The organism is Burkholderia sp. D-99 (genome assembly GCF_011605345.1).
GTDB lineage: Bacteria > Pseudomonadota > Gammaproteobacteria > Burkholderiales > Burkholderiaceae > Burkholderia.
In genome coordinates, this window is the sequence record NZ_JAAOXM010000012.1 from 129,785 (window position 1) to 149,841 (window position 20,057).

General features: G+C 68.1%; 15 protein-coding genes and 1 pseudogene. 5 read left to right on the forward strand and 11 right to left on the reverse strand.

The features are described from left to right. Positions 1-86: 86 nt before the first annotated feature. Positions 87-1,613, reverse strand: coding sequence for an aldehyde dehydrogenase family protein (locus HAV18_RS31470; protein ID WP_166963843.1), 1,527 nt, complete (start codon positions 1,611-1,613; stop codon positions 87-89). Between the two features lie 320 nt (positions 1,614-1,933). On the opposite strand from HAV18_RS31470, the gene HAV18_RS31475 reads away from it, so the two are divergent. Further along, on the forward strand, positions 1,934-2,362 hold the full coding sequence (locus HAV18_RS31475) for a pyridoxamine 5'-phosphate oxidase family protein (protein ID WP_243771800.1): 429 nt from the start codon (positions 1,934-1,936) through the stop codon (positions 2,360-2,362). 192 nt (positions 2,363-2,554) lie between these two features. Here the strand turns inward: HAV18_RS31475 and HAV18_RS31480 are convergent, their stop codons facing one another. After that, a complete protein-coding gene (locus tag HAV18_RS31480; RefSeq protein WP_166963847.1) occupies positions 2,555-4,168 on the reverse strand; it encodes an MFS transporter in 1,614 nt (537 codons plus the stop codon). Between the two features lie 155 nt (positions 4,169-4,323). Here HAV18_RS31480 and HAV18_RS31485 point away from each other — a divergent pair, with 155 nt between their 5' ends. Continuing rightward, positions 4,324-5,208, forward strand: coding sequence for a LysR family transcriptional regulator (locus HAV18_RS31485; RefSeq protein ID WP_166963849.1), 885 nt, complete (start codon positions 4,324-4,326; stop codon positions 5,206-5,208). An 89-nt stretch (positions 5,209-5,297) separates the two neighbouring features. Here HAV18_RS31485 and eutC read toward each other — a convergent pair whose 3' ends face one another. The 4 genes from eutC to HAV18_RS31505 all read right to left on the reverse strand — a co-directional run bounded on the left by eutC (position 5,298) and on the right by HAV18_RS31505 (position 10,785). Then, on the reverse strand, positions 5,298-6,089 hold the full coding sequence (gene eutC, locus HAV18_RS31490; protein ID WP_166963851.1) for an ethanolamine ammonia-lyase subunit EutC: 792 nt from the start codon (positions 6,087-6,089) through the stop codon (positions 5,298-5,300). Next, positions 6,086-7,483, reverse strand: coding sequence for an ethanolamine ammonia-lyase subunit EutB (locus HAV18_RS31495; RefSeq protein ID WP_166963853.1), 1,398 nt, complete (start codon positions 7,481-7,483; stop codon positions 6,086-6,088). The genes eutC and HAV18_RS31495 overlap by 4 nt, the downstream gene beginning before the upstream one ends. Positions 7,484-7,573: 90 nt before the next feature. Beyond that, positions 7,574-8,986 carry an ethanolamine permease gene (gene eat / locus HAV18_RS31500; RefSeq protein WP_166963855.1) on the reverse strand — a complete coding sequence of 471 codons (1,413 nt, stop codon included), beginning with the start codon at positions 8,984-8,986 and terminating at the stop codon, positions 7,574-7,576. A 335-nt stretch (positions 8,987-9,321) separates the two neighbouring features. Beyond that, on the reverse strand, positions 9,322-10,785 hold the full coding sequence (locus HAV18_RS31505) for a mechanosensitive ion channel (protein ID WP_166963857.1): 1,464 nt from the start codon (positions 10,783-10,785) through the stop codon (positions 9,322-9,324). Between the two features lie 277 nt (positions 10,786-11,062). Here HAV18_RS31505 and HAV18_RS40315 point away from each other — a divergent pair. Beyond that, a pseudogene (locus tag HAV18_RS40315) lies at positions 11,063-11,941 on the forward strand (GyrI-like domain-containing protein). Between the two features lie 106 nt (positions 11,942-12,047). On the opposite strand, the gene HAV18_RS31520 reads toward HAV18_RS40315, so the two are convergent. Continuing rightward, positions 12,048-12,410 (reverse strand): zinc ribbon domain-containing protein, encoded by a 363-nt coding sequence (locus HAV18_RS31520; RefSeq protein ID WP_166963863.1) that lies wholly within the window; start codon positions 12,408-12,410, stop codon positions 12,048-12,050. A gap of 10 nt (positions 12,411-12,420) precedes the next feature. Beyond that, a complete protein-coding gene (locus tag HAV18_RS31525) occupies positions 12,421-15,249 on the reverse strand; it encodes a heavy metal translocating P-type ATPase (protein ID WP_166963865.1) in 2,829 nt (942 codons plus the stop codon). An 81-nt stretch (positions 15,250-15,330) separates the two neighbouring features. On the opposite strand from HAV18_RS31525, the gene cadR reads away from it, so the two are divergent. Continuing rightward, the gene (cadR, locus tag HAV18_RS31530) at positions 15,331-15,762 is read left to right on the forward strand and encodes a Cd(II)/Pb(II)-responsive transcriptional regulator (RefSeq protein ID WP_011350541.1); all 432 of its coding nucleotides are present in this window, start codon (positions 15,331-15,333) and stop codon (positions 15,760-15,762) included. 68 nt (positions 15,763-15,830) lie between these two features. Next, positions 15,831-16,403, forward strand: a complete 573-nt coding sequence (locus HAV18_RS31535; protein WP_166963867.1) for a PadR family transcriptional regulator — start codon at positions 15,831-15,833, stop codon at positions 16,401-16,403. 45 nt (positions 16,404-16,448) lie between these two features. Here the strand turns inward: HAV18_RS31535 and HAV18_RS31540 are convergent, their stop codons facing one another. The 3 genes from HAV18_RS31540 to HAV18_RS31550 form a co-directional block, all read right to left on the reverse strand. Continuing rightward, on the reverse strand, positions 16,449-17,879 hold the full coding sequence (locus tag HAV18_RS31540) for an FAD-binding oxidoreductase (RefSeq protein ID WP_166963869.1): 1,431 nt from the start codon (positions 17,877-17,879) through the stop codon (positions 16,449-16,451). 13 nt (positions 17,880-17,892) lie between these two features. After that, entirely contained in the window at positions 17,893-18,681 is a 789-nt protein-coding gene (locus tag HAV18_RS31545; protein WP_166963871.1) for an ABC transporter substrate-binding protein, read from the reverse strand. A gap of 61 nt (positions 18,682-18,742) precedes the next feature. Further along, the gene (locus HAV18_RS31550; RefSeq protein WP_166963873.1) at positions 18,743-19,897 is read right to left on the reverse strand and encodes a pyridoxal phosphate-dependent aminotransferase; all 1,155 of its coding nucleotides are present in this window, start codon (positions 19,895-19,897) and stop codon (positions 18,743-18,745) included. Positions 19,898-20,057 lie beyond the last annotated feature (160 nt).

The following is a 20,057-nucleotide window of genomic DNA, read 5'->3' on the forward strand; positions in this document are numbered from 1 at the left end:
ACCATCGAACCCCGGCTGTCGTACCGGCCGGCGCTGCTCCGCCGACCGGCCGCTCCCGGCGCTTTGCCACTGCGTTGACGACCCGGTCAGAAGAACCCGAGCGCCTCGGCCTGGTAGCTGACCAGCAGGCACTTCGTCTGCTGATAGTTCGACAGCGCCATCTTGTGCGTCTCGCGGCCGATCCCCGACTGCTTATAGCCGCCGAACGCCGCGTGCGCGGGATACAGGTGGTAGCAGTTGGTCCACACGCGACCAGCCTCGACCTCGCGGCCCATCCGGTACGCACGCGTGCCGTTGCGCGTCCACACCCCCGCGCCGAGCCCGTAGAACGTGTCGTTCGCGAGTTCGATCGCGTCCGCCTCGTCCTTGAACGTCATCACCGACGCGACCGGCCCGAAGATCTCTTCCTGGAACACGCGCATCTTGTTGTTGCCGAGCAGCATCGTCGGCTTCACGTAGTAGCCCGTGCCGAGCTCGGCCGCCGGTGCCGTGCGCTCGCCGCCCGTCAGGCATTGCGCGCCTTCGCCGCGGCCGATGTCGATGTACGACAGGATCTTGTCGAGCTGCTGCTGCGACGCCTGCGCGCCGATCATCGTCTGCAGGTCGAGCGGATGGCCGGCCTTGATGCGCTCGACGCGCGCGACGGCCTTCTCGATGAATTTCTCGTAGATCGATTCCTGGATCAGGATGCGCGACGGGCACGTGCACACTTCGCCCTGGTTCAGCGCGAACATCGCGAGCCCTTCGAGTGCCTTGTCGAGGAACGCATCGTCCTGGTCGAGCACGTCGGCGAAGAAGATGTTCGGGCTCTTGCCGCCCAGTTCGACCGTCGACGGGATCAGGCTGTCGGCCGCCGCACGCAGGATGTGCTTGCCGACCGGCGTCGAGCCGGTGAACGCGATCTTCGCGATCCGCTTGCTGGTCGCGAGCGCCTCGCCCGCTTCCTTGCCGAAGCCGTTCACGATGTTGATCGTGCCGGCCGGGAACAGGTCGCCGATCAGCTCCATCAGCACGAGCACCGACGCGGGCGTCTGCTCGGCCGGCTTCATCACGACGCAGCAGCCGGCCGCGAGCGCCGGCGCGAGCTTCCATGCGGCCATCAGCAGCGGGAAGTTCCACGGGATGATCTGGCCGACGACGCCGAGTGGCTCGTGGAAGTGGTACGCGACGGTGTTGTCGTCGATCTCGGAGATGCCGCCTTCCTGCGCGCGGATGCAGCCCGCGAAATAGCGGAAGTGGTCGACCGCGAGCGGCAGGTCGGCTGCCATCGTCTCGCGCAGCGGCTTGCCATTGTCGATGGTTTCGGCCACGGCCAGCAGCTTCAGGTTCTTTTCCATCCGGTCGGCGGCGGCGAGCAGCAGGTTCGCGCGCTCGGCCACGGACGTCTTGCCCCACTTGCGGCGCGCGGCATGCGCGGCGTCGAGCGCCAGCTCGATATCGTCGGCGCCCGAGCGCGGCACGCGACAGAACGGCTGGCCGTTGATCGGCGATACGTTCTCGAAGTACTCACCCTTCACCGGCGGAACCCACTTGCCGCCGATGTAGTTGTCGTATTGCTGACGGTACGGGTATTCGACGTCGAGGCCCAGTTGCTTCAGGTCAAACGGGTTCATGCATGTCTCCTGTTCATCGTGCTTGTGTGAGTACAGCGCCGGTTGGAATGCGCTGCCCCCGTTTACGCAACATGCGTGCCAAAGAGGACGGAAACACGGCGACCACGGCCGGCCCGCGTGCGTACCGTGCCGTGTTCACTCGCGCAGCATGACGGGTGTGCCGATTCTGAACAGCGCGATTGCGCAGCAGCCGGGCCGGTGTTCGACATTTCCACAGTGCGCACGCGCGCCGGTGCGCGGATGCCGGCCGCGACACGTGGCATGTCGCTTGCGTGCGCATCGCGCATTCCCACGCAACGGCGCGTGCGCCGACCGACACCATGAGCGACCGCGGCCCCCTGACCGACGACGCCATCGCGTTCATCCGCGAGCAGGCGTTCCTGATCGTCGCGACCGCCGACGAAGGTGGCAACAGCGACTGCTCGTACCGCGGCCGCCAGCCACGCGCCGACGGCTCGTTCGAACCGCTCGTCGACATGCCCGACCGCCGCACACTCGTGCTGCCCGACTTCGCGGGCAACAACCTGTTCAACACGATCGGCAACCTGCTCGTGAATCCGGCCGTCGCGCTGCTGTTCGTCGATTTCGTGCGCCAGACGACCTGGCTCGTGCAGGGCCGCGCGACGATCGACCAGGATGCGGAAGGCCATGCTCACCTGTGGCCGGACGCGCGGCGCTATGTGGTGGTTGAAGTGGAACAGGCACAGGCACGCGCGGATGCGGCGCTGCCGCCGCTGGTGCTGGCTTGATGTGCTTGATGTGCTTGATGTGCTTGATGTGCTTGATGTGCTTGATGTGCTTGATGCGCGTGATGTGCGTGATGCGCGTGATGCGCGTGATGCGCGTGGAGTATCGTCGGCGCGCGGATACGGCAATGACGAATTGAGGCGGCGCCCCGGCGGCCGCGACCGAAGCGCCCGTGCACTGCGGCGACGCGACGCTCAACGCCCGTGCGCCTCCGTACAAGCCGCGTCGATCCGGCTGCGCACCGGCACGTCGGCATGTGCGTGCCCGTCGGTTTCGTCGCCCCCTTCGGCAGCCGCTCGCCGCCCGCCGAGGAACACGAACACCACCACCGCACACAGCACGGTGACGACCGCCAGCCCGATCAGCAACCGGTCGAACGCATGCGTGTAACTCGCTAGCAGCGCCGCGTGCCCGACACCCGGCAGCGCGGCCGCCGCGCCCGCGAGATCACCGGTCGCGAGCCGCGCGGCCGCACGCAGCGTCGCGTCGGGCGTGCCGGCGGCGCCGGCCGCCTGTCGCAGCCCCGTCTGCGCGAGCGCGGCCAATATGGCGCCGACGATCGCGAGCGCGATCCCCTCTCCGGCCACGCGCGTCGTGCTGAAGATTCCCGTCGCCATCCCCGCGCGCTCCTTCGGCACGACGCTCACCGACAGCCCGTCCATCAGCCCCCACGGCATGCCTGCCCCGACGCCGATCGCCAGCATCGGCGCGATCGCCGCGGGCCCCGCGCCGCCGCGCAGCGCGACGCCCAGCCACACGAGCCCGGCCGCCGCGATCAGGAGCCCGAGCCCGGAGATCACGCCGGCCGACAACCAGCGCGTGAGCGTCGCCGCGACGAGCGGCACGACCAGCATCGGCGCGGAAATCGCGAGCATCAGCCAGCCGGCGTCGATCTCGCTGAAGCCGTCGATGCCGATGAAGCGCAGCGGCAGCACGACGAGCAGCACGATGTAGCAGCAGCAGGTCGACACCGGCAGCACCTGCACGCCGACGAAGCGCGCAATCCGGAACAGCGACAGGTCGAGCATCGGCCGCGCAACCCGCGTCTCGATCGCCACGAACGCGCAGGCGCCGAGCACCGCGCCGGCCAGCAGCGCGATCACGAGCGCGTCCGACCAGCCGCGCGCGGGCGCCTCGATCACGCCGAACGTGAACAGCGTCAGCGCGGCGGTAAATGCCGCCGTGCCGGGCCAGTCGAGCCCCGTCGCATGCGGGTCGCGCGACTCGTGCATGCGCGGCAGCCCGAAGCCGAGCGACAGGCCGCCGGCCACCGCGCTCGTCACGAAGATCGCGCGCCAGCCGGCATGCCCGATCAGCGCGCCGGCCAGCACGGGCCCGAACGCGAGCCCGATGCCGAAGGTCGTGCCGAGCAGACTGAATGCACGTGTGCGCGCCGCGCCGTCGAACTCCTGCGCGAGCGCGGCCGTGCCGCCCGCGAGCGCCGCGGCCGCCGCGAGACCCTGCGCGGCGCGCAGCAGGTCGACCGCGAGCATCGACGGCGCGAACGCGAGCGCGACCGACATCAGCGTGAAGCCGCCGACGCCGATCGCGAACACGCGCTTGCGGCCGAACTGGTCGGCCAGCGCGCCCGCCGCCATCAGGAAGCTGCCGAACGCGAGCATGAACGCGTTGGTGATCCAGTTCATCGCGACCGTACCGCCGTGCAGGTCGCGGCCGATCGCGGGCGTCGCGACCGCGCCGCCCGAAAACGACAGCGGCAGCGCGACGGCGGCCATGCAGACGGCGGCCAGCACCCATGCGCGCCGGCGTGCCGACTGGGCCGAAACGGCTGAAACAGGCTGATCCATCATCGCTCCTCGAAACGCCGGCGCGGATGCGCCGTCAGAGCGACAGAAGATAAATCCGATTCAATTCGCGAAAAACCACGCGAAGCTCCACATATAACGGACTAAAATTCCGCAATTCACGTCACTGCGTGCATCGTCGCGCGCACTTCGATTCGATGGAAAACCTGACCGGCATCGTCGCCTTCGTCCGCACCGCCGAAGCGCTGAGCTTCGTCGCGGCCGGCCGCGCGCTCGGCATCTCGGCGTCGGCGGTCGGCAAGACGATCGCGAAGCTCGAACAGTCGCTCGGCGTGCGGCTTTTCAACCGCACGACGCGCCGCGTCACGCTCACCGAGGAGGGGCGGCACTTCCACGAACGCTGCCAGCGGATCCTCGAGGATTTCCGCGACGCGGAAGCGACCGTCACGGCCTCCGCGCAGCGCCCGCGCGGCAAGCTGCGCGTGAGCCTGCCGGTGATCGGCTATCGGTTCCTGCTGCCGGTGCTGCCCGAATTCCGGCAGCGCTACCCGGACGTCGAGCTCGATCTCGATTTCAACGACCGGATGGTGGATGTCGTCGAAGGCGGGTTCGACGCGGTGATCCGCAGCGGGCCGCTGTCCGATTCGAGCCTGATGTCGCGGCGGCTCGGCCCGTTCGCGTTCGTGCTGTGCGCGACGCCCGCGTATCTCGCGCAGGCCGGCACGCCGCGCACGCCGCGCGACCTCGAAGCGCACGACTGCGTGCGCTACTGCTTCCCGACCACCGGCAAGCTGCAGGACTGGGCGCTCGCGGCCGACGACGGCACGCCGCTGAAGCTGCGCACCGCGATGACCTGCAACAACATGGAAGCGCTGCGCGGCACCGTGCTCGCGGGGCTCGGCATCGGCTACATGCCCGACTTCCTCGCGCGCGACGCGCTCGAACACGGCGCACTCGTCACCGTGCTCGACGACTACCGGATCGCACCGGGGCAGTTCTCGATCGTGTGGCCGTCGAGCCGGCAGCTGTCACCGAAGCTGCGCGTGTTCGTCGATTTTCTGTGCGAGCGGCTGTTCAGGTAGCCGGGTAACGGGCGCCTCGACGGCCGCCCCTCGTGCCGCCCGAACGGCACGCAACCCGCCACGCGGCAGCGGCCCGCGTGCGACCCTTTTCAGTCCGCCCCGATCCGCTCCGCTTCCGCCTGCGGCAACAACGCATCGCTGTCGTCCTTCAGCCCGACGCCCGTCAGCTGGAGCCTGCGCGCATGCGTCATCAGGTAATGCAGCTTGTGCGCAGCCCCCGCGTACGGCAGCCCTTCGGGCCGCACGTTCGAGATGCAGTTGCGCAGCGCGTCGTGGCAACCGACCTTCGGCGCCCACGTCAGGTACACGCCGAGGCTGTCCGGCGAGCTGAGCCCCGGCCGCTCGCCGATCAGCATCGCGATGACCTTCGCGCGCAGCAATTCTCCGATCTCGTCGCCGAGCGCGACGCGCGCCTGCGTCGCGACCACCACCGGGCCGATCCGCCAGCCGTCCGCGTCGAGCCGCGGCCGCACGGCCTGCAGCAGCGGCAGTGCCTGCTTCGCGGCCGCGAACGCCGAGAGCCCGTCGCCGACCACGAACACGACATCGGGCGCCTCGTCGAGCGCCGCGCCGTGGCCGGCGAGCAGCGCACGCCCGTCGTCGGACAGCTTGCGGCCGAGGTCGGGCCGGCGCAGGTAATGCTGGCGATCGGGCGCAGCACTCTGCACGCCGAGCGTCGCGAAGCCGGCCGCTTCCAGCTCGCGACGCAACACGTCCGAATCGAGCGGCTGGTGCACCGCGTCGCGCGCCTGCGCGTGCGACAGGTTGAAGGCCAACAGCGGCGCGGTCGGCAGGCTGTTGCCCGCGCGGCCGAGCGCGATCCGCGCGTTCGTGAACGACTTCAGCTGGCCCCACGGATTCTTTTCGACGGCGTCGCTCATGCCGAAATCCCCATCCAGTCGTTCGCGCCGGCCAGAAGCGGCACGCGCGACGTCGCCGCGCGCAATGCACCGTGCGCGTCGGCGATCTCCATCGTCTCCAGCCACTCCTCGAATTCCGGCGCGCGGCGCAGGCCGAGCACCTCGCGCACGTAGAGCTGGTCGTGGAACGACGTGCTCTGGTAGTTCAGCATCACGTCGTCCGCGCCCGGAATCCCCATGATGAAGTTGATGCCGGCCGCGCCCAGCAGCGTCAGCAGCGTGTCCATGTCGTCCTGGTCGGCTTCCGCGTGGTTCGTGTAGCAGATGTCGCAGCCCATCGGCACGCCGAGCAGCTTTCCGCAGAAGTGATCCTCGAGCCCCGCGCGGATGATCTGCTTGCCGTCGTACAGGTATTCGGGCCCGATGAAGCCGACCACCGTGTTCACGAGGAACGGCTCGAACTTGCGCGCCACCGCATACGCGCGCACTTCGCAGGTCTGCTGGTCGACGCCGAAGTGCGCGTTCGCCGACAATGCGCTGCCCTGGCCCGTCTCGAAGTACATGAGATTGTTGCCGACGGTGCCGCGCTTGAGCGATAACGCGGCCTCGCGCGCCTCGCCGAGCAGCGCGAGCGAGATGCCGAAGCTCGCATTCGCCTTCTCGGTGCCCGCGATCGACTGGAACACGAGATCGACCGGCGCGCCCTTCTCGACCGCCGCGATCGTATTGGTCACGTGTGTGAGCACGCACGACTGCGTCGGCACGCCGTAGCGTTCGCGGAACCCGTCGATCATCGCGAGCAGCTTCACGATCGCCGCGAGGCTGTCGGTGGCCGGGTTGATGCCGATCATCGCGTCGCCGCAGCCGTACATCAGCCCGTCGAGCATCGATGCGGCGATCCCTTTCACGTCGTCGGTCGGGTGGTTCGGCTGCAGCCGCACCGACATCCGGCCGGCGAGCCCGACCGTGTTGCGGAACCGGGTGACGACGCGGCGCTTTCTCGCCGCCGCGATCAGGTCCTGGTTGCGCATCAGTTTCGACACGGCCGCGACCATCTCGGGCGTGAGGCCCGGCGCGATGCGTTCGAGCGCCGCGCCGTCGGCCGCGGGCGACAGCAGCCAGTTGCGGAAATCGCCAACGGTGAGATGCGAAATTTCCGCGAACGCGGCAGCGTCGTGATCGTCGACGATGAGGCGCGTGACCTCGTCGTCTTCGTACGGAATCACCGCTTCGTTCAGGAATGCCTTCAGCGGCACGCCCGCGAGCGCGATCTTCGCGGCGACGCGCTCCTCCTCGCTCGCCGCTGCGACACCGGCGAGCTGGTCGCCGGAACGCAGCGGGCTCGCCTTGGCGAGCAGCGTCTTCAGGTCCGCGAAGCGGTACGTGCGCGGTCCGATCGTCTCCGTGTAGGACATCGTGCGAGTCTCCTTGCCAAAAGCCGACGGCGCGCCCGTTCGACGGGGCGCGCCGGATGCCGTCAGGAACGGCCGTTCACCTTCACCTGCTCACTCCTCCAGCAGCACGTCGCCCGGCGCACTCTCACGTTGCGAACGCGTCGCGAGGAAGTACGCGTAGCCGACCGCGAGAAAGCCCAGGAACACCAGTGCGACCAGCCCGTTGAAGTACACCATCGTACCGAGGCAGACGAGCGCCGCCAGGATCGCGAAGGCCGGGAAGATCGGGTACAGCGGCGCGCGGAACGGCCGCGCCATGTTCGGCTGCGAGCGGCGCAGCTTGAACAGCGACGCCATGCTCACGATATACATCACGATCGCACCGAATACCGACATCGTCACGATATTCGCGGTGAGCGTCTGCCCGCCGAACTGGATCAGCTCGTCGCTGTAGATCGCAGCGATGCCGACCACGCCGCCCGCGAGGATCGCGCGGTGCGGGGTCTTGAAGCGCGGATGCACCTTGCCGAGCCATTCCGGCAGGTAACCTTCGCGGGCCAGCGCGAAGATCTGGCGCGAATAGCCGAGGATGATCCCGTGGAACGACGCGACGAGGCCGAACAGCCCGAGCCACACGAGCATGTGCATCCAGCCGCTGTTCGCGCCGACGATGTACTTCATCGCCTGCGGCAGCGGATCGTTGATGTTCGCGAGCTTGGTCCAGTCGCCCGCGCCGCCGGCGAACACCATCACGCCGATCGCGAGCGCAACGAGGGTCAGGATCCCGGCCACGTACGCGATCGGGATCGAGCGCTTCGGGTTCTTCGCTTCCTCGGCGGCCATCGCGACGCCTTCGATCGCGAGGAAGAACCAGATCGCAAACGGGATCGCCGCGAACATCCCGTGGAATGCGCCGACGCTGAAATGATCGGCGCCCGACCAGCCGCCTTTCATGAAGTTGCTCCACGCGAAGCCCGGCGACACGACGCCCATGAACACCAGCAGCTCGAAGATCGCCAGCAGCGTGACGACCAGCTCGAAGGTCGCGGCGATCTGCACGCCGACGATGTTCAGCGCCATGAACACGAGATACGCGCCCATTGCCGCGTGCTTGGGCTCGAGGCCCGGGAACTGCACGTGCAGGTACGCGCCGATCGCGAGCGCGATCGCGGGCGGCGCGAACACGAACTCGACGAGCGTAGCCGCGCCGGCGATATAGCCGCCCGTCGGGCCGAATGCGCGGCGCGCATACGCGAACGGGCCGCCCGCATGCGGGATCGACGTCGTCAGCTCGGTGAAACTGAAGATGAAGGTCGTGTACATCGCCGCGACGAACAGCGCGGTGACGACGAAGCCCAGCGTACCGGCGCTCGCCCAGCCGTAACTCCAGCCGAAGTATTCGCCGGAGATAACGAGGCCGACTGCGATGCCCCACAGTTGCCAGGTCCCGAGCGTCTGCTGCAGCGCGGGCTGGCCGGACGACTTGGCGCCGGCAACGGGCCGGCCATTCGACTCTGCTTTCATCGGACTCTCTCCTCAAAGGCGCCGGGCCTGGCGGCCTGCGCGACTGAGAATCGATGCTAGAGAGTCATTAAACGACGTGTTATCGAAATTCGGCAAAGATCGCGGGTTACGTTTCGCTTGCGGAAACGCCGGCCGCGCCGGGTGACGAAGCCACCCGGCGATGAGCCGGATACGCCGCTGCGGCCTGTGCCGGATCGGGCGCGGCGGTCGCACGCATGCGGCGACGCCAGAACGCGCGCTGCCGCGTGCCGTTCGCGCGCCACGCGATACAACGATGGAAGGTGCAATACCGTCCGGCCAGGCGACGCGACCGGACGGGATGTGCGCGCGTGGCGTTACTGCCCGCCGCCGCGCTGGTTGAACCAGCGGTCGAGCAGCTTGCCGGCTGCTTCGCGGCCGCCGAGGCCGAACGACAGCGCCACCGCCACCGCGATCGCACCGAGCACCAGGCCGAACGCAAGCTGCACGATCTCGTTCGCGATGCCCATCGCGCGCAGCCCCATCGCGAACACGAGGCCGAGGATCGCGAATTGCGCGATGCGCGCGAACAGCACGCTGTGCTCGCGGTCGGCCTGCTCGATCACGCGGCGCGCGAGGCCCGCGAGCCACACGCCGATCACGAGGATCACGCCGCCCATCAGCACGTGGCCGCCGAATTCGATGAACAGCGTGACGACGTCGCGCACCTGCGAGAAGCCGAGCCGGTTCGCGGCTTCGACCGACGCGAACAGCATCGCGAAGAACACGATCAGCCGGCCCACCAGCACCGACGGCTGCAGGATGCCCGAGAACACGCGATCGACGCCGAGCACGGCCGGCAGCCCGTCGACGCCCGCGGCTTCCAGCAGCTTCTGCGCAAGCGATGCGACGAAGCGCGCGAAGTAGAACGTGACGAGCACGATCACGATCGCCGCGACGATGTCCGGCACCGCGCCGAGGAACTGGTTCAGCATGTTGGTGGCCGGCACCGAGATCGCGTCGATCTTCAGCGCGTCGAGCGCGGAGATCAGCGTCGGCACGAACACGAACACGTAGACGATCGTACCGATCAGGCTCGACACGCGCACGGGCGTCGGGCTGTCGAGACGCTGCGTGAGGCGGTCGGCACCGGCGGCGACGAGCAGGTTCGTCACGAGGCCGCGCAGCACGCGCGCGACGATCCAGCCGACGATGCCGATCACCGCGGCCGCGAACAGGTTCGGCACGATCGCGAGCAGCTTGTCGACCATCCCCTGCACCGGCGACAGCAGCCCCGACAGCGCGAACGACGCGAGGATCGCCGGCAGGAACATCAGGATCACGAGCCAGAACAGCACGTCGCCGAGATAGCCGCTCATCGGCTGCATGCCAGCGCCTTCGGACAATTTGTCGTCGATCTTGCTCGCCTTCAGCGCGCGGTTCGCGAGGCTGCGCAGCAACGACGCGATCAGCCACGCGATCAGCGTCAGCGCCGCGCCGCCGATCAGGTTCGGCAGGTAGTTGACGATGTGCGTGACGAGCAGCGAGAACGGGTTGGAGACCGCATACAGGTTGAGCACGTTGAAGATGCCCACCGCGGTGACGAGCAGCACGAGCCAGAACAGGCCGCCCGCGATGATGCGCTCGACGCACGCGCCCTGGCCGGTGCTGTCGGTGATCCGCTGATCGACCTTCAGCGCGCCGAGCAGGCGCATCGCGCCGGCCCGCACCACGACGGCGATCAGCCAGCCGATCACCAGGATGCCGATCGCGCCGGCGATCTTTGGCAGATACCCCCCTAGCGTGGCCTGCAGCGACGTGATGAAGCTGGAAGCATCCATTTCTTCTTCTCCCGAAAACGTGGTGTTGCGATTGAACATCGACGAACTACCTGCGTACTTCGAAAAGCGTGCTGCCCCGACGGAGCAACTTACCCGAGAAAAATGACGCGATCACCCGATTTCACCGTCTTTAACTTTAGTCGTAGATCGCAGGGGGGCAAGACCCCATTTCGTCACAATAAAAAAGGGCCTGATTTGTCGGCCTCCTACGCATTTCCGCAAGATTGACCCATTCGGGCCGTGCTACCGTGGCGTCGGTTCCAGCGCGGACACGCCGATGACCGTCGAAACGAAACCCGACCAGCCTGCCTGGATCCGCTACGCGGCCAGCGTGGCGCGCGTTCACGAAACCATTCGCACGCATCTCGACGGCCCGCTCGACCTGAACCGGCTCGCCGAAGTCGCGTGCCTGTCGCCGTGTCAACGGCAGCGCGTCTATCGCGCGGTACGGCGAGTCGATCGTGCTGACGGTGCGGCGGATGCGGATCGTGCGCGCGTCCGCGGATCTCGTGTGCACGGCGCGGCCGATCGACGAAATTGCGCGGCGCGCGGGCTACGGTTCGACGCACGCGTTCGCGCGGGCGTTTCGCGACGCGTACGGCGTGCCGCCCCCGCGCAGCACCGGCGCACGGGCAGCCACCGGCCCATCTATCCGCTACAGCGAGGAGGAGAAGACATGTTCAAGCATGAAGTCGAGATCCGGCGGTTGCCCGAGTTGCACGGCTATGCGGTGGCATACACCGGTTCGTACCTGAAGGTGAGCGAAGCGTTCATGCGGATCGGCGCGTGGGTCGGGCAGCACGGACTGATCGGCCCGGGCGCGAAGATGATCGGGATCTTCTACGACGATCCGGACACGACACCCGAAGCGCAGTTGCGTGCGAAGGCCTGCTTCATGCCGGCCGACGGCACGCCGGACGTCGAGCCCGTGCCGCCGGTGGAGCGCGCGACGGTGACGGGCGGCGAATACGCGGTGCTGTTGCATACGGGGCCGTATGCGGACCTGAAGACGGCCTACCAGTGGCTCTACGGCGACTGGCTGCGTCATTCGGGCCGCGAAGCCGCCGACGCGCCGCCGTTCGAGCTGTACCTCAATACGCCGATGGATGCGGCGCCGGCCGACCTGCGCACCGAGATCTACCTGCCGCTGCGCTGATCGAAGAGCCGGTGCGCTGATCGAAAGGCCGGTGCGCCGGCACCGGCCGTGAAACGAACCGCGCCGGCCGGCGCTCATGCGCCGCCGGTACGAATGGTCGACATGCTTACGCGGCCTGCGTCCCGCACCCGGGACAGAACCGGGCGTCGTCCGCCAGTGCCGAGTGGCAGCGGCTGCAGGACTTGCCGCGTTGCGCGGCACCGCACTGCGCGCAAAAGCGCGCATCCGTCGCGTTGAGTGCGCCGCAGCCCGCACAGGCGAGCTGGCTCAGCGGCACATTGCCGCCCTGGCCGCCTCGACTGTCGGCCGGCGCCTGCCAACCCCAGCCGTGGCGATCGCGGCCGCGCGCATCGTGGCTGCCATGCCCGTCCTGGCGCTGCCCGCCGTGATGCCCGCCACCGTGGCCGCTGTTGCCGCCGTTGCCGTGCCCACCGCCGTGGCCGCCCAGGATTCGTTTCAGAAAGCTCATCGCGTGCTCCTCAACGCTTGGCCTGCGCGCCACCGAACGCCCCCGAGGACGACAGCAGCCGCAAACCGTTGGCCACGACGATCAGGCTTGCGCCCGCGTCGGCGAAGACTGCCATCCACATCGTGCCGAGCCCCGCGACCGTGAGGCCGAGGAACACGATCTTCACGCCGAGCGCGAAGCCGATGTTCTGCACCAGTACGCGATGCGTCGCACGCGACAGCCGCACGAACGCGGGAATCTTCCGCAGGTCGTCGTCCATCAGCGCGACGTCGGCCGTCTCGATCGCCGTGTCGGTGCCCATCGCCCCCATCGCGAAACCGATGTCGGCGCGCGCGAGCGCCGGCGCATCGTTGATCCCGTCGCCGACCATCCCGACCGCACCCGCGCCGCCGGCGGACAGTTCCTCGACCGCCGCGAGCTTGTCTTCCGGCAACTGGTTGCCGCGCGCGTCGTCGATGCCGGCCTGCTTCGCAATCGCCTGCGCGGTATGCGGGTTGTCGCCCGTCAGCATCGCGGTGCGGATGCCGAGCGCGTGCAGATCGGCGATCGCTTCACGGCTCGTGTCCTTGATCGTGTCGGCCACCGCGAAGATGCCGAGCACGCGCGCTTCGTCGACCAGCACCACGACGCTCTTGCCCTGCCGCTCGAGCGCATCGAGCTTCGCTTCGAGGGCCGTCGAGCAGCGCTCGAGCTCCTCGACGAGCCGGTGGTTGCCGAGCCAGTAGCGCGTGCCGTCGATCGTGCCGCGCACGCCACGCCCGACGATCGCTTCGAACTCCTGCACATCGGCAAATGCCGTCGTGCCGGCGTCACGGGCCGCGGCAGCAATCGCCTGCGACACCGGGTGATCGGAGCGCGCCGCGAGGCTCGCACCGAGGTACCGCACACGCACCGTATCGGCATCGGTCGCATGCAGGTCGAAGTCGGTCTGCACCGGCTTGCCATGCGTGATCGTGCCGGTCTTGTCGAGCGCGAGCCAGGCGAGCTTGCGCCCTTCTTCCAGGTAGACGCCGCCCTTCACGAGAATCCCGCGTCGCGCCGCGGCCGCGAGCCCCGACACGATCGTCACCGGCGTCGAGATCACCAGTGCGCACGGGCACGCGATCACGAGCAGCACCAGCGCGCGGTAGATCCAGTCGTGCCACGCGCCGCCCATCACGATCGGCGGCACCACCGCCACCAGCAGCGCGACCGCGAACACGATCGGCGTATAGACGCGCGCGAACTGGTCGACGAAGCGCTGCGTCGGCGCCTTCGCGCCCTGTGCTTCCTCGACCGCGTGGATGATCCGCGCGAGCGTCGAGTTCGCCGCGACGGCCGTCACGCGGTATTCGAACGAACCCGATTCGTTGATCGTGCCCGCGTACACGGCGTCGCCGGTCGTCTTCTCGACGGGCAGGCTCTCGCCGGTGATCGGCGCCTGGTTCACCGTCGAGCGGCCCGCGACGACTTCACCGTCCAGCCCGATCCGCTCGCCCGGCTTCACGCGCACGACCGCGCCGAGTGCCACTTGCGCGGCCTCGATCGTGCGCCACGAACCGTCGGCCTGCTGCACGGTCGCCGTGTCCGGCGCGAGCTGCATCAGGCCCTGGATCGCATTGCGCGCGCGGTCGAGCGACTTCGCCTCGATCAGCTCGGCAATCGTGAACAGCACCATCACCATCGCGGCTTCGGGCCACTGGCCGATCGCCATCGCACCCGTCACCGCGATGCTCATCAACGCGTTGATGTTCAGGTTGCCGTTGCGGATCGCGATCCAGCCCTTCTTGTACGTGGTGAGTCCGCACGCGAGCACCGCCGCGAGCGCGAGCGCCGCCGCGAGCCACACGGGCAGCCCGGCCCAGGTCGCGCCCTCGGACGCGATCGCGGCGACGCCGGCCAGCGCCAGCGGCCACCACGGCTTCGCGGGCGCGTCGACGACGCGCGACGCCGGCGCGCCGGCCGCGGCTGCCTCGGGCGTCATCCCGAGCGTGCGAATCGCGCTTTCGATCGCCGGTTGAGCACCCGGCACGTGGTCGACGGTCAGCATCCGCTGCATCAGGTTGAATTCGAGCGCCGACACCTCGTTCATCCCGCCGAGCTTCTTGCGGATCAGCGTTTCCTCGGTCGGGCAGTCCATCTGCATGATCCGGAACGCGGAGCGCACGTGGCCCGACGCGGTCGCCTGCGCGACCGGCAGCGGCGCGAGCGTCAGCGCGGCAGGCGCGCAGCAGTCGCCGGCCGCGTGATCGTGGTCGTGGTCGTGGTCGTGGTCGTGACCGGCATGGTCGAGCGCTGCGTGATCATGCGAGCACGCCGCACCGTGCACATGCGTGTCGTCGTGCGCATGGTCGTGATCGTGGCCAGCTTCGCCATGCTTGGCATGCCCGTGCGAGCACGCCGCACCGTGCACATGCGTATCGCCGCGTGCATGGTCGTGATCGTGGCCAGCTTCGCCATGCTTGGCATGCCCGTGCGAGCACGCCGCACCGTGCACATGCGTGTCGTCGTGTGCATGGTCGTGATCGTGGCCAGCTTCGCCATGCTTGGCGTGCCCGTGCGAGCACGACGCACCGTGCGCATGCGTATCACCGCATGCATGGTCGTGATCGTGGCCAGCTTCGCCATGCTTGGCATGCCCGTGCGAGCACGACGCACCATGCACATGCGTATCGCCGCGTGCGTGATCGTGATCGTGGTCATGGCGGTGCGAGTCGGCCTCGCCGTGCGCGTGCTCGCCGGCCGCCGGCGCCGCATCGGCAACGGTCGCCAGCTGCGTGTCGCGCGGATCGGCGCAGCACGTATCGGCGCCGCCGGCATGGCGGTGTCGTGGGTCGTGGGTACGCTTGGCGTCGGTCATGACAACCTCCTTTGTGGCTTGACGGTGTAGAGTTAACACCCTGAAGCCACTACAAGGTCAACCCTTACACGGGAGAAAGGCATGAAGATCGGCGAACTGGCCAAAGCGGCCCGCTGCACACCCGAGACGATCCGTTTCTACGAGAAAGAGGGTCTGATGCCGGATGCAGAGCGCACCGACTCGAACTACCGCAACTACACCGACGTGCATGTCGAACGGCTGCGCTTCATCCGCAACTGCCGCGCGCTCGACATGGCGCATGACGAAATCCGCGCGCTGCTGCAGCTCACCGACACACCGGCCGATCCCTGCGATTCGATCAATTCGCTACTCGACGAACACATCGGGCACGTCGATGCGCGCCTCGCGGAACTCACGCATCTGCGCGACCAGCTCACCGAATTGCGCCGCCAGTGCGTCGGCGAGCATTCGGTCGAGGATTGCGGCATCGTGCATGGTCTCGCGACGATGGAAACCGTCGCGCCGGCTGCGAAGCGCTCGCACCTCGGCTGAAACCCTTGTGAAATAAGATAGTCTCGGCGAGAATAGTTATATTCTTACTAGACACTTAATAACTATTCATGTCCACGAGCCGCCCATCCCCGCTCGCGCTGGCCGTCCTCGCGACGCTCACCGAAACGCCGATGCATCCATACGGGATGCTGCAGCAACTGAAGGCCCGCGGGTACGACGAAGTCGTCAACGTACGGCAGCGCACGAGCCTCTACCAGACGATCGACCGGCTGCTGCGCGACGGGCTGATCGCCGTGCACGACACCGAACGCGACGGCGCTTTTCCGGAGCGCACGCTGTATGCGCTGACCGAGGCCGGGCACACGGCCGGGCAGGCGTGGCTGCATGCGCTGCTCGCGGAGCCCGCGCGTGAATTCCCGGCGTTCGGCGCGGGCCTCGCGTTCCTGCCGCTGCTCGACGCCGAAAATGCCCGCCATCAACTCGAACTGCGGATTGCGCGGCTCGACGCCGAACGCGAACGGCTGGAAGCGCTGCGCGCCACCGCGCAGGCCGACCAGGTGCCGCGCCTGTTCCTGCTGCAGAACGAACATGCGCTGGTGCTGCTCAATGCGGAGCTCGATTGGGCGCGTAGCGTCGTCGAACACCTGAAGATCGGCGCGCTGCGCTGGGTGGACGGCTGACGTATCACGCAGGGCGATTCCCGTCCGTCACGGGAATCGCCCCCGTCAAAGTACCTTGCCGGGATTGAGGATGCCGTGCGGGTCCAGCGCGGCCTTCAGGCGTCGCATCAGCCCGATTTCCGCATCGCTGCGCGTGTGCGCGAGATAAGGGCGCTTGAGCGCGCCGATCCCGTGCTCGGCCGACACCGAGCCGCCCATGTCGCGCACGACCGCGTACACGCAGTGATCGAGCGCATCGAGGTCCGCGTCGGTCATCCCGGCCAGCGATACGCCGATATGCACGTTGCCGTCGCCGACATGGCCGAAGAACAGGCACGTGACCTCCGGCCAGCGCGCCCGTAGTGCCGCCTCGCAGCGTTCGGCGAACGCGCCGAGTTCGCCCGTCGGCAAACTCACGTCGAAATTCACGAGATGCGGCAGCGCATCGATCGCGAGGCCTTCGCGCAGCGTCCACAGGTCGCGCGCCTGCCGCTCCGACGTCGCGAGCACCGCATCGTCCACCAGCCCCGCATCGAACCCGGCCGCGAGGCCCGTTTCCAGCGCCTGGTGCGCATCACCGACCGGTGCACTCGTCGCGCATTCGATCAGCACCGCGAAGCCATCGTCGCCGACAAACGGCGCCGAGACACCCGGCGTATGACGCGCGACGTAATCGTAGAACGCCGGCCACATCGCTTCGAAACTGACGACCTCCGGCAACGTGCGCACGCGGTTCCACAACTCGACCACCGCGTCGTAATCGCGCACACGGCAAAGCGCGGTAGCCGGCGCGGCGAGCAGCGGATGCAGTCGCAACACCGCGCGCGTGACGACGCCGAGCGTCCCCTCGCTGCCGATGAACAGCTGCTTCAGGTCGTAGCCCGCGTTGTTCTTCAGCATCCGGTTCATCGACGACACGACCGTGCCGTCCGCGAGCACGGCCTCGAGCCCGAGCACCTGCTCGCGCATCATTCCGTAGCGGATCGCGCGCGTGCCGCCCGCGTTGGTCGCGAGCATCCCGCCGATCTGGCATGAGCCGCGTGCGCCGAGATCGACACCGAACGTGAAGCCCGCCGCTTCCGCGGCTTCCTGCACCGTCTGCAGCGGCGTTCCCGCGCGCACGGTCATCGTGCCGGCCGCCGCGTCGATCGCCTCGATACCGGCAAAGCGCTCCATCGACAGCACAACCTCGCCGCCGAGCGCGACCGCGCCACGCGCGAGCCCGGTCAGCCCGCCCTGCGGCACGACCGGCTGCCCGAGTCGCGCACACAGTGCGAGCGTGCGAGACACGTCGTCAACGCTGCGCGGGCGTACCAGCGCGCGCGGCCGCACGCCGGCCGGCTCGTTGTACGCGGTGAAGTAGCGCGGATCGATGTCGGCAGAACGCGTGACGAGCGCGTCGCCCAGTTCGGCGACGAGCACGGCGTCGCGCGCCTCGCCCGACAGCCGCACGTCGCGCGGTTCACCACCCGCGCCAACCGTATCCCGGTTCTGCATCGCGCCGCCCCGCTTACTTGGTCGAGATGTCGATATCGCCGAAATACTTCAGGCCGAGCGACTTCACCGTGCCGTCCGTCTTCAGCTTGTCGATCGCCGCGTCGAGCTTCGCCTTCAGCGCGCTGTCGCCCTTGCGCAGCCCGAATGCGATACCGCTGCCGAGGATCTTGTCGTCGTGCACGGGCTGGCCGACGAACGAGAAACCCTTGCCGTCCGGACGCGACAGGAAGCCGCGCTGGCCGGACGGTGCGAGCACGAGCGTCGCATCGAGACGGCCCGACACGAGATCCGTGTACGCCTGGTTCTGGTCCTGGTACGCGACAATCGCGACGCCGGCCGGCTCCCAGTGCGCCTTCGCGAAGGTTTCCTGGATCGACGCCTGCAGCACGCCGACCCGCTTGCCCTTCAGCGATTCCGGCGTCGGCAGCAGGCCGCTGCCGGTGCGCGCGATCAGCTGGGTCGGCACGCGATAGATGATCGTCGTGAAGTCGATCGCCTGGCGCCGCTGCTCGGTCGCATTCATCGCCGAGTTGATCGCGTCGAACTTGCGGCCCTTCAGCGCGGGAATCAGGCCGTCGAACGACGTCTCGACCCATTTGCACGACAGCTTCGCCGTCTGGCAGACGGCATTGCCGACGTCGATGTCGAAGCCCTGCAGGTCGCCGTTCGGCGCTTTCGATTCGAACGGCGGGTATTGCGCCTCGAGGCCGAAGCGCAGCGTCTGCGCATCGGCGAGCGCCGCGCCGGAGCCGATTGCGCACGCGAGTGCGAACGCGAGTTTCAGGGTGGCCGTGTGCTTCATCGTGATCTCCTGTGACTGGTCGATGCGACGCGCCCGTCGCCGGGTGCCCGTCGCCGGTTTCTTACAGCGAACGCAGCCGCCGCGCGCCTTCGACCAGCGTCGCGTCGTCCTTCGAAAAGCTGAGCCGGATCACGCCGGCGTCGGTGCCGTCGGTATAGAACGCCGACAGCGGAATCGTCGCGACCCGCACGTCGCGAATCAGGCGCAGCACGAAATCGCTGTCGCTTTCGTCCGAGAAGTGCCGGAAGCGCGCGAGCATGAAGAACGAGCCTTCGCTCGGCAGCAGCTCGAAACTCGAATCGGCCAGCTCGCGCGCGAGCAGGTCGCGCTTGGCCTGGTAGAACGCCGACAGGCCGAGATAGCTGTCCGGCCGTGCGAGGATCTCCGCGAACGCGATCTGCATCGGCGTATCGGCCGAGAACACCATGAACTGGTGCACCTTGCGGATCTCGTCCATCAGTTCGGCCGGCGCGAGGCAATGGCCGACCCGCCAGCCCGTCACGTGGAACGACTTGCCGAACGACGACACGATCACGCTGCGCTCGGCCAGCTCGCGGTGGCGCGCGACGCTCTGGTGCTGCGCGCCGTCGAACACGACGTGCTCGTAGACTTCGTCGGACAGCACGACGATGCCCGTGTCGCGCGTGAGCTGCGCAAGCCGCTCGAGATCGTCGGCCGAGAACACGGTCGCGGTCGGGTTGTGCGGCGTGTTGACGATGATCATCCGCGTGCGCGCCGTGATCGCGGCCGCCACTTCATCCCAGTTCACGCGGAAATGCTCGGGCGACAGCTTGATCGCGACCGGCGTCGCGCCCTGCAGCCGCACGATCGGCGCATAGCTGTCGAACGACGGTTCGAAGTAGATCACCTCGTCGCCCGGGTGCACGAGCGCGCTGATCGCCGCGTACAGCCCTTCGCTCGCGCTCGCGATCACCGTGATCTCGGTGGCCGGGTCGTAGCGCGCGCCGTACAGCGCCTCGGTCTTTTCCGCGAGCCGCTCGCGCAGCGCCATCACGCCGGCCATCGGCGCGTACTGGTTGTGACCGTCGCGCATCGCGCGGGAAACGCCTTCGACGAGCGCCGGATCGGGCGCGAAATTCGGCGCGCCCTGCGACAGGTTCAACGCATCGTGCTGAGCGGCCAGCTGGCCGATCACGGTGAAGATCGTCGTCCCGACGTCGGGCAGCTTCGAACGGGGCGCGGTGGCGCTTCGCATGACTCCTCCTTCTGATGTCCTTCGGGCGGCCCGCGCGACGCGCGCGGCCTGCCTCTGCCGCATGATTTAGCCCGAGCCAATATCGGCGGACAAACGAAAGTTCGTCATGGCGGCCATGCATTTTTCTCATGGCCTATGGAAAGACGTACACAGTGGCAAG

What these genes read in the sequence shown, in the direction of transcription:
- HAV18_RS31470 (WP_166963843.1), bottom strand. Translation starts at nt 1,613, where the DNA reads ATGAACCCGTTTGACCTGAAGCAACTGGGCCTCGACGTCGAATACCCG.
- HAV18_RS31475 (WP_243771800.1), top strand. Translation starts at nt 1,934, where the DNA reads ATGAGCGACCGCGGCCCCCTGACCGACGACGCCATCGCGTTCATCCGC.
- HAV18_RS31480 (WP_166963847.1), bottom strand. Translation starts at nt 4,168, where the DNA reads ATGGATCAGCCTGTTTCAGCCGTTTCGGCCCAGTCGGCACGCCGGCGC.
- HAV18_RS31485 (WP_166963849.1), top strand. Translation starts at nt 4,324, where the DNA reads ATGGAAAACCTGACCGGCATCGTCGCCTTCGTCCGCACCGCCGAAGCG.
- eutC (WP_166963851.1), bottom strand. Translation starts at nt 6,089, where the DNA reads ATGAGCGACGCCGTCGAAAAGAATCCGTGGGGCCAGCTGAAGTCGTTC.
- HAV18_RS31495 (WP_166963853.1), bottom strand. Translation starts at nt 7,483, where the DNA reads ATGTCCTACACGGAGACGATCGGACCGCGCACGTACCGCTTCGCGGAC.
- eat (WP_166963855.1), bottom strand. Translation starts at nt 8,986, where the DNA reads ATGAAAGCAGAGTCGAATGGCCGGCCCGTTGCCGGCGCCAAGTCGTCC.
- HAV18_RS31505 (WP_166963857.1), bottom strand. Translation starts at nt 10,785, where the DNA reads ATGGATGCTTCCAGCTTCATCACGTCGCTGCAGGCCACGCTAGGGGGG.
- HAV18_RS31520 (WP_166963863.1), bottom strand. Translation starts at nt 12,410, where the DNA reads ATGAGCTTTCTGAAACGAATCCTGGGCGGCCACGGCGGTGGGCACGGC.
- HAV18_RS31525 (WP_166963865.1), bottom strand. Translation starts at nt 15,249, where the DNA reads ATGACCGACGCCAAGCGTACCCACGACCCACGACACCGCCATGCCGGC.
- cadR (WP_011350541.1), top strand. Translation starts at nt 15,331, where the DNA reads ATGAAGATCGGCGAACTGGCCAAAGCGGCCCGCTGCACACCCGAGACG.
- HAV18_RS31535 (WP_166963867.1), top strand. Translation starts at nt 15,831, where the DNA reads ATGTCCACGAGCCGCCCATCCCCGCTCGCGCTGGCCGTCCTCGCGACG.
- HAV18_RS31540 (WP_166963869.1), bottom strand. Translation starts at nt 17,879, where the DNA reads ATGCAGAACCGGGATACGGTTGGCGCGGGTGGTGAACCGCGCGACGTG.
- HAV18_RS31545 (WP_166963871.1), bottom strand. Translation starts at nt 18,681, where the DNA reads ATGAAGCACACGGCCACCCTGAAACTCGCGTTCGCACTCGCGTGCGCA.
- HAV18_RS31550 (WP_166963873.1), bottom strand. Translation starts at nt 19,897, where the DNA reads ATGCGAAGCGCCACCGCGCCCCGTTCGAAGCTGCCCGACGTCGGGACG.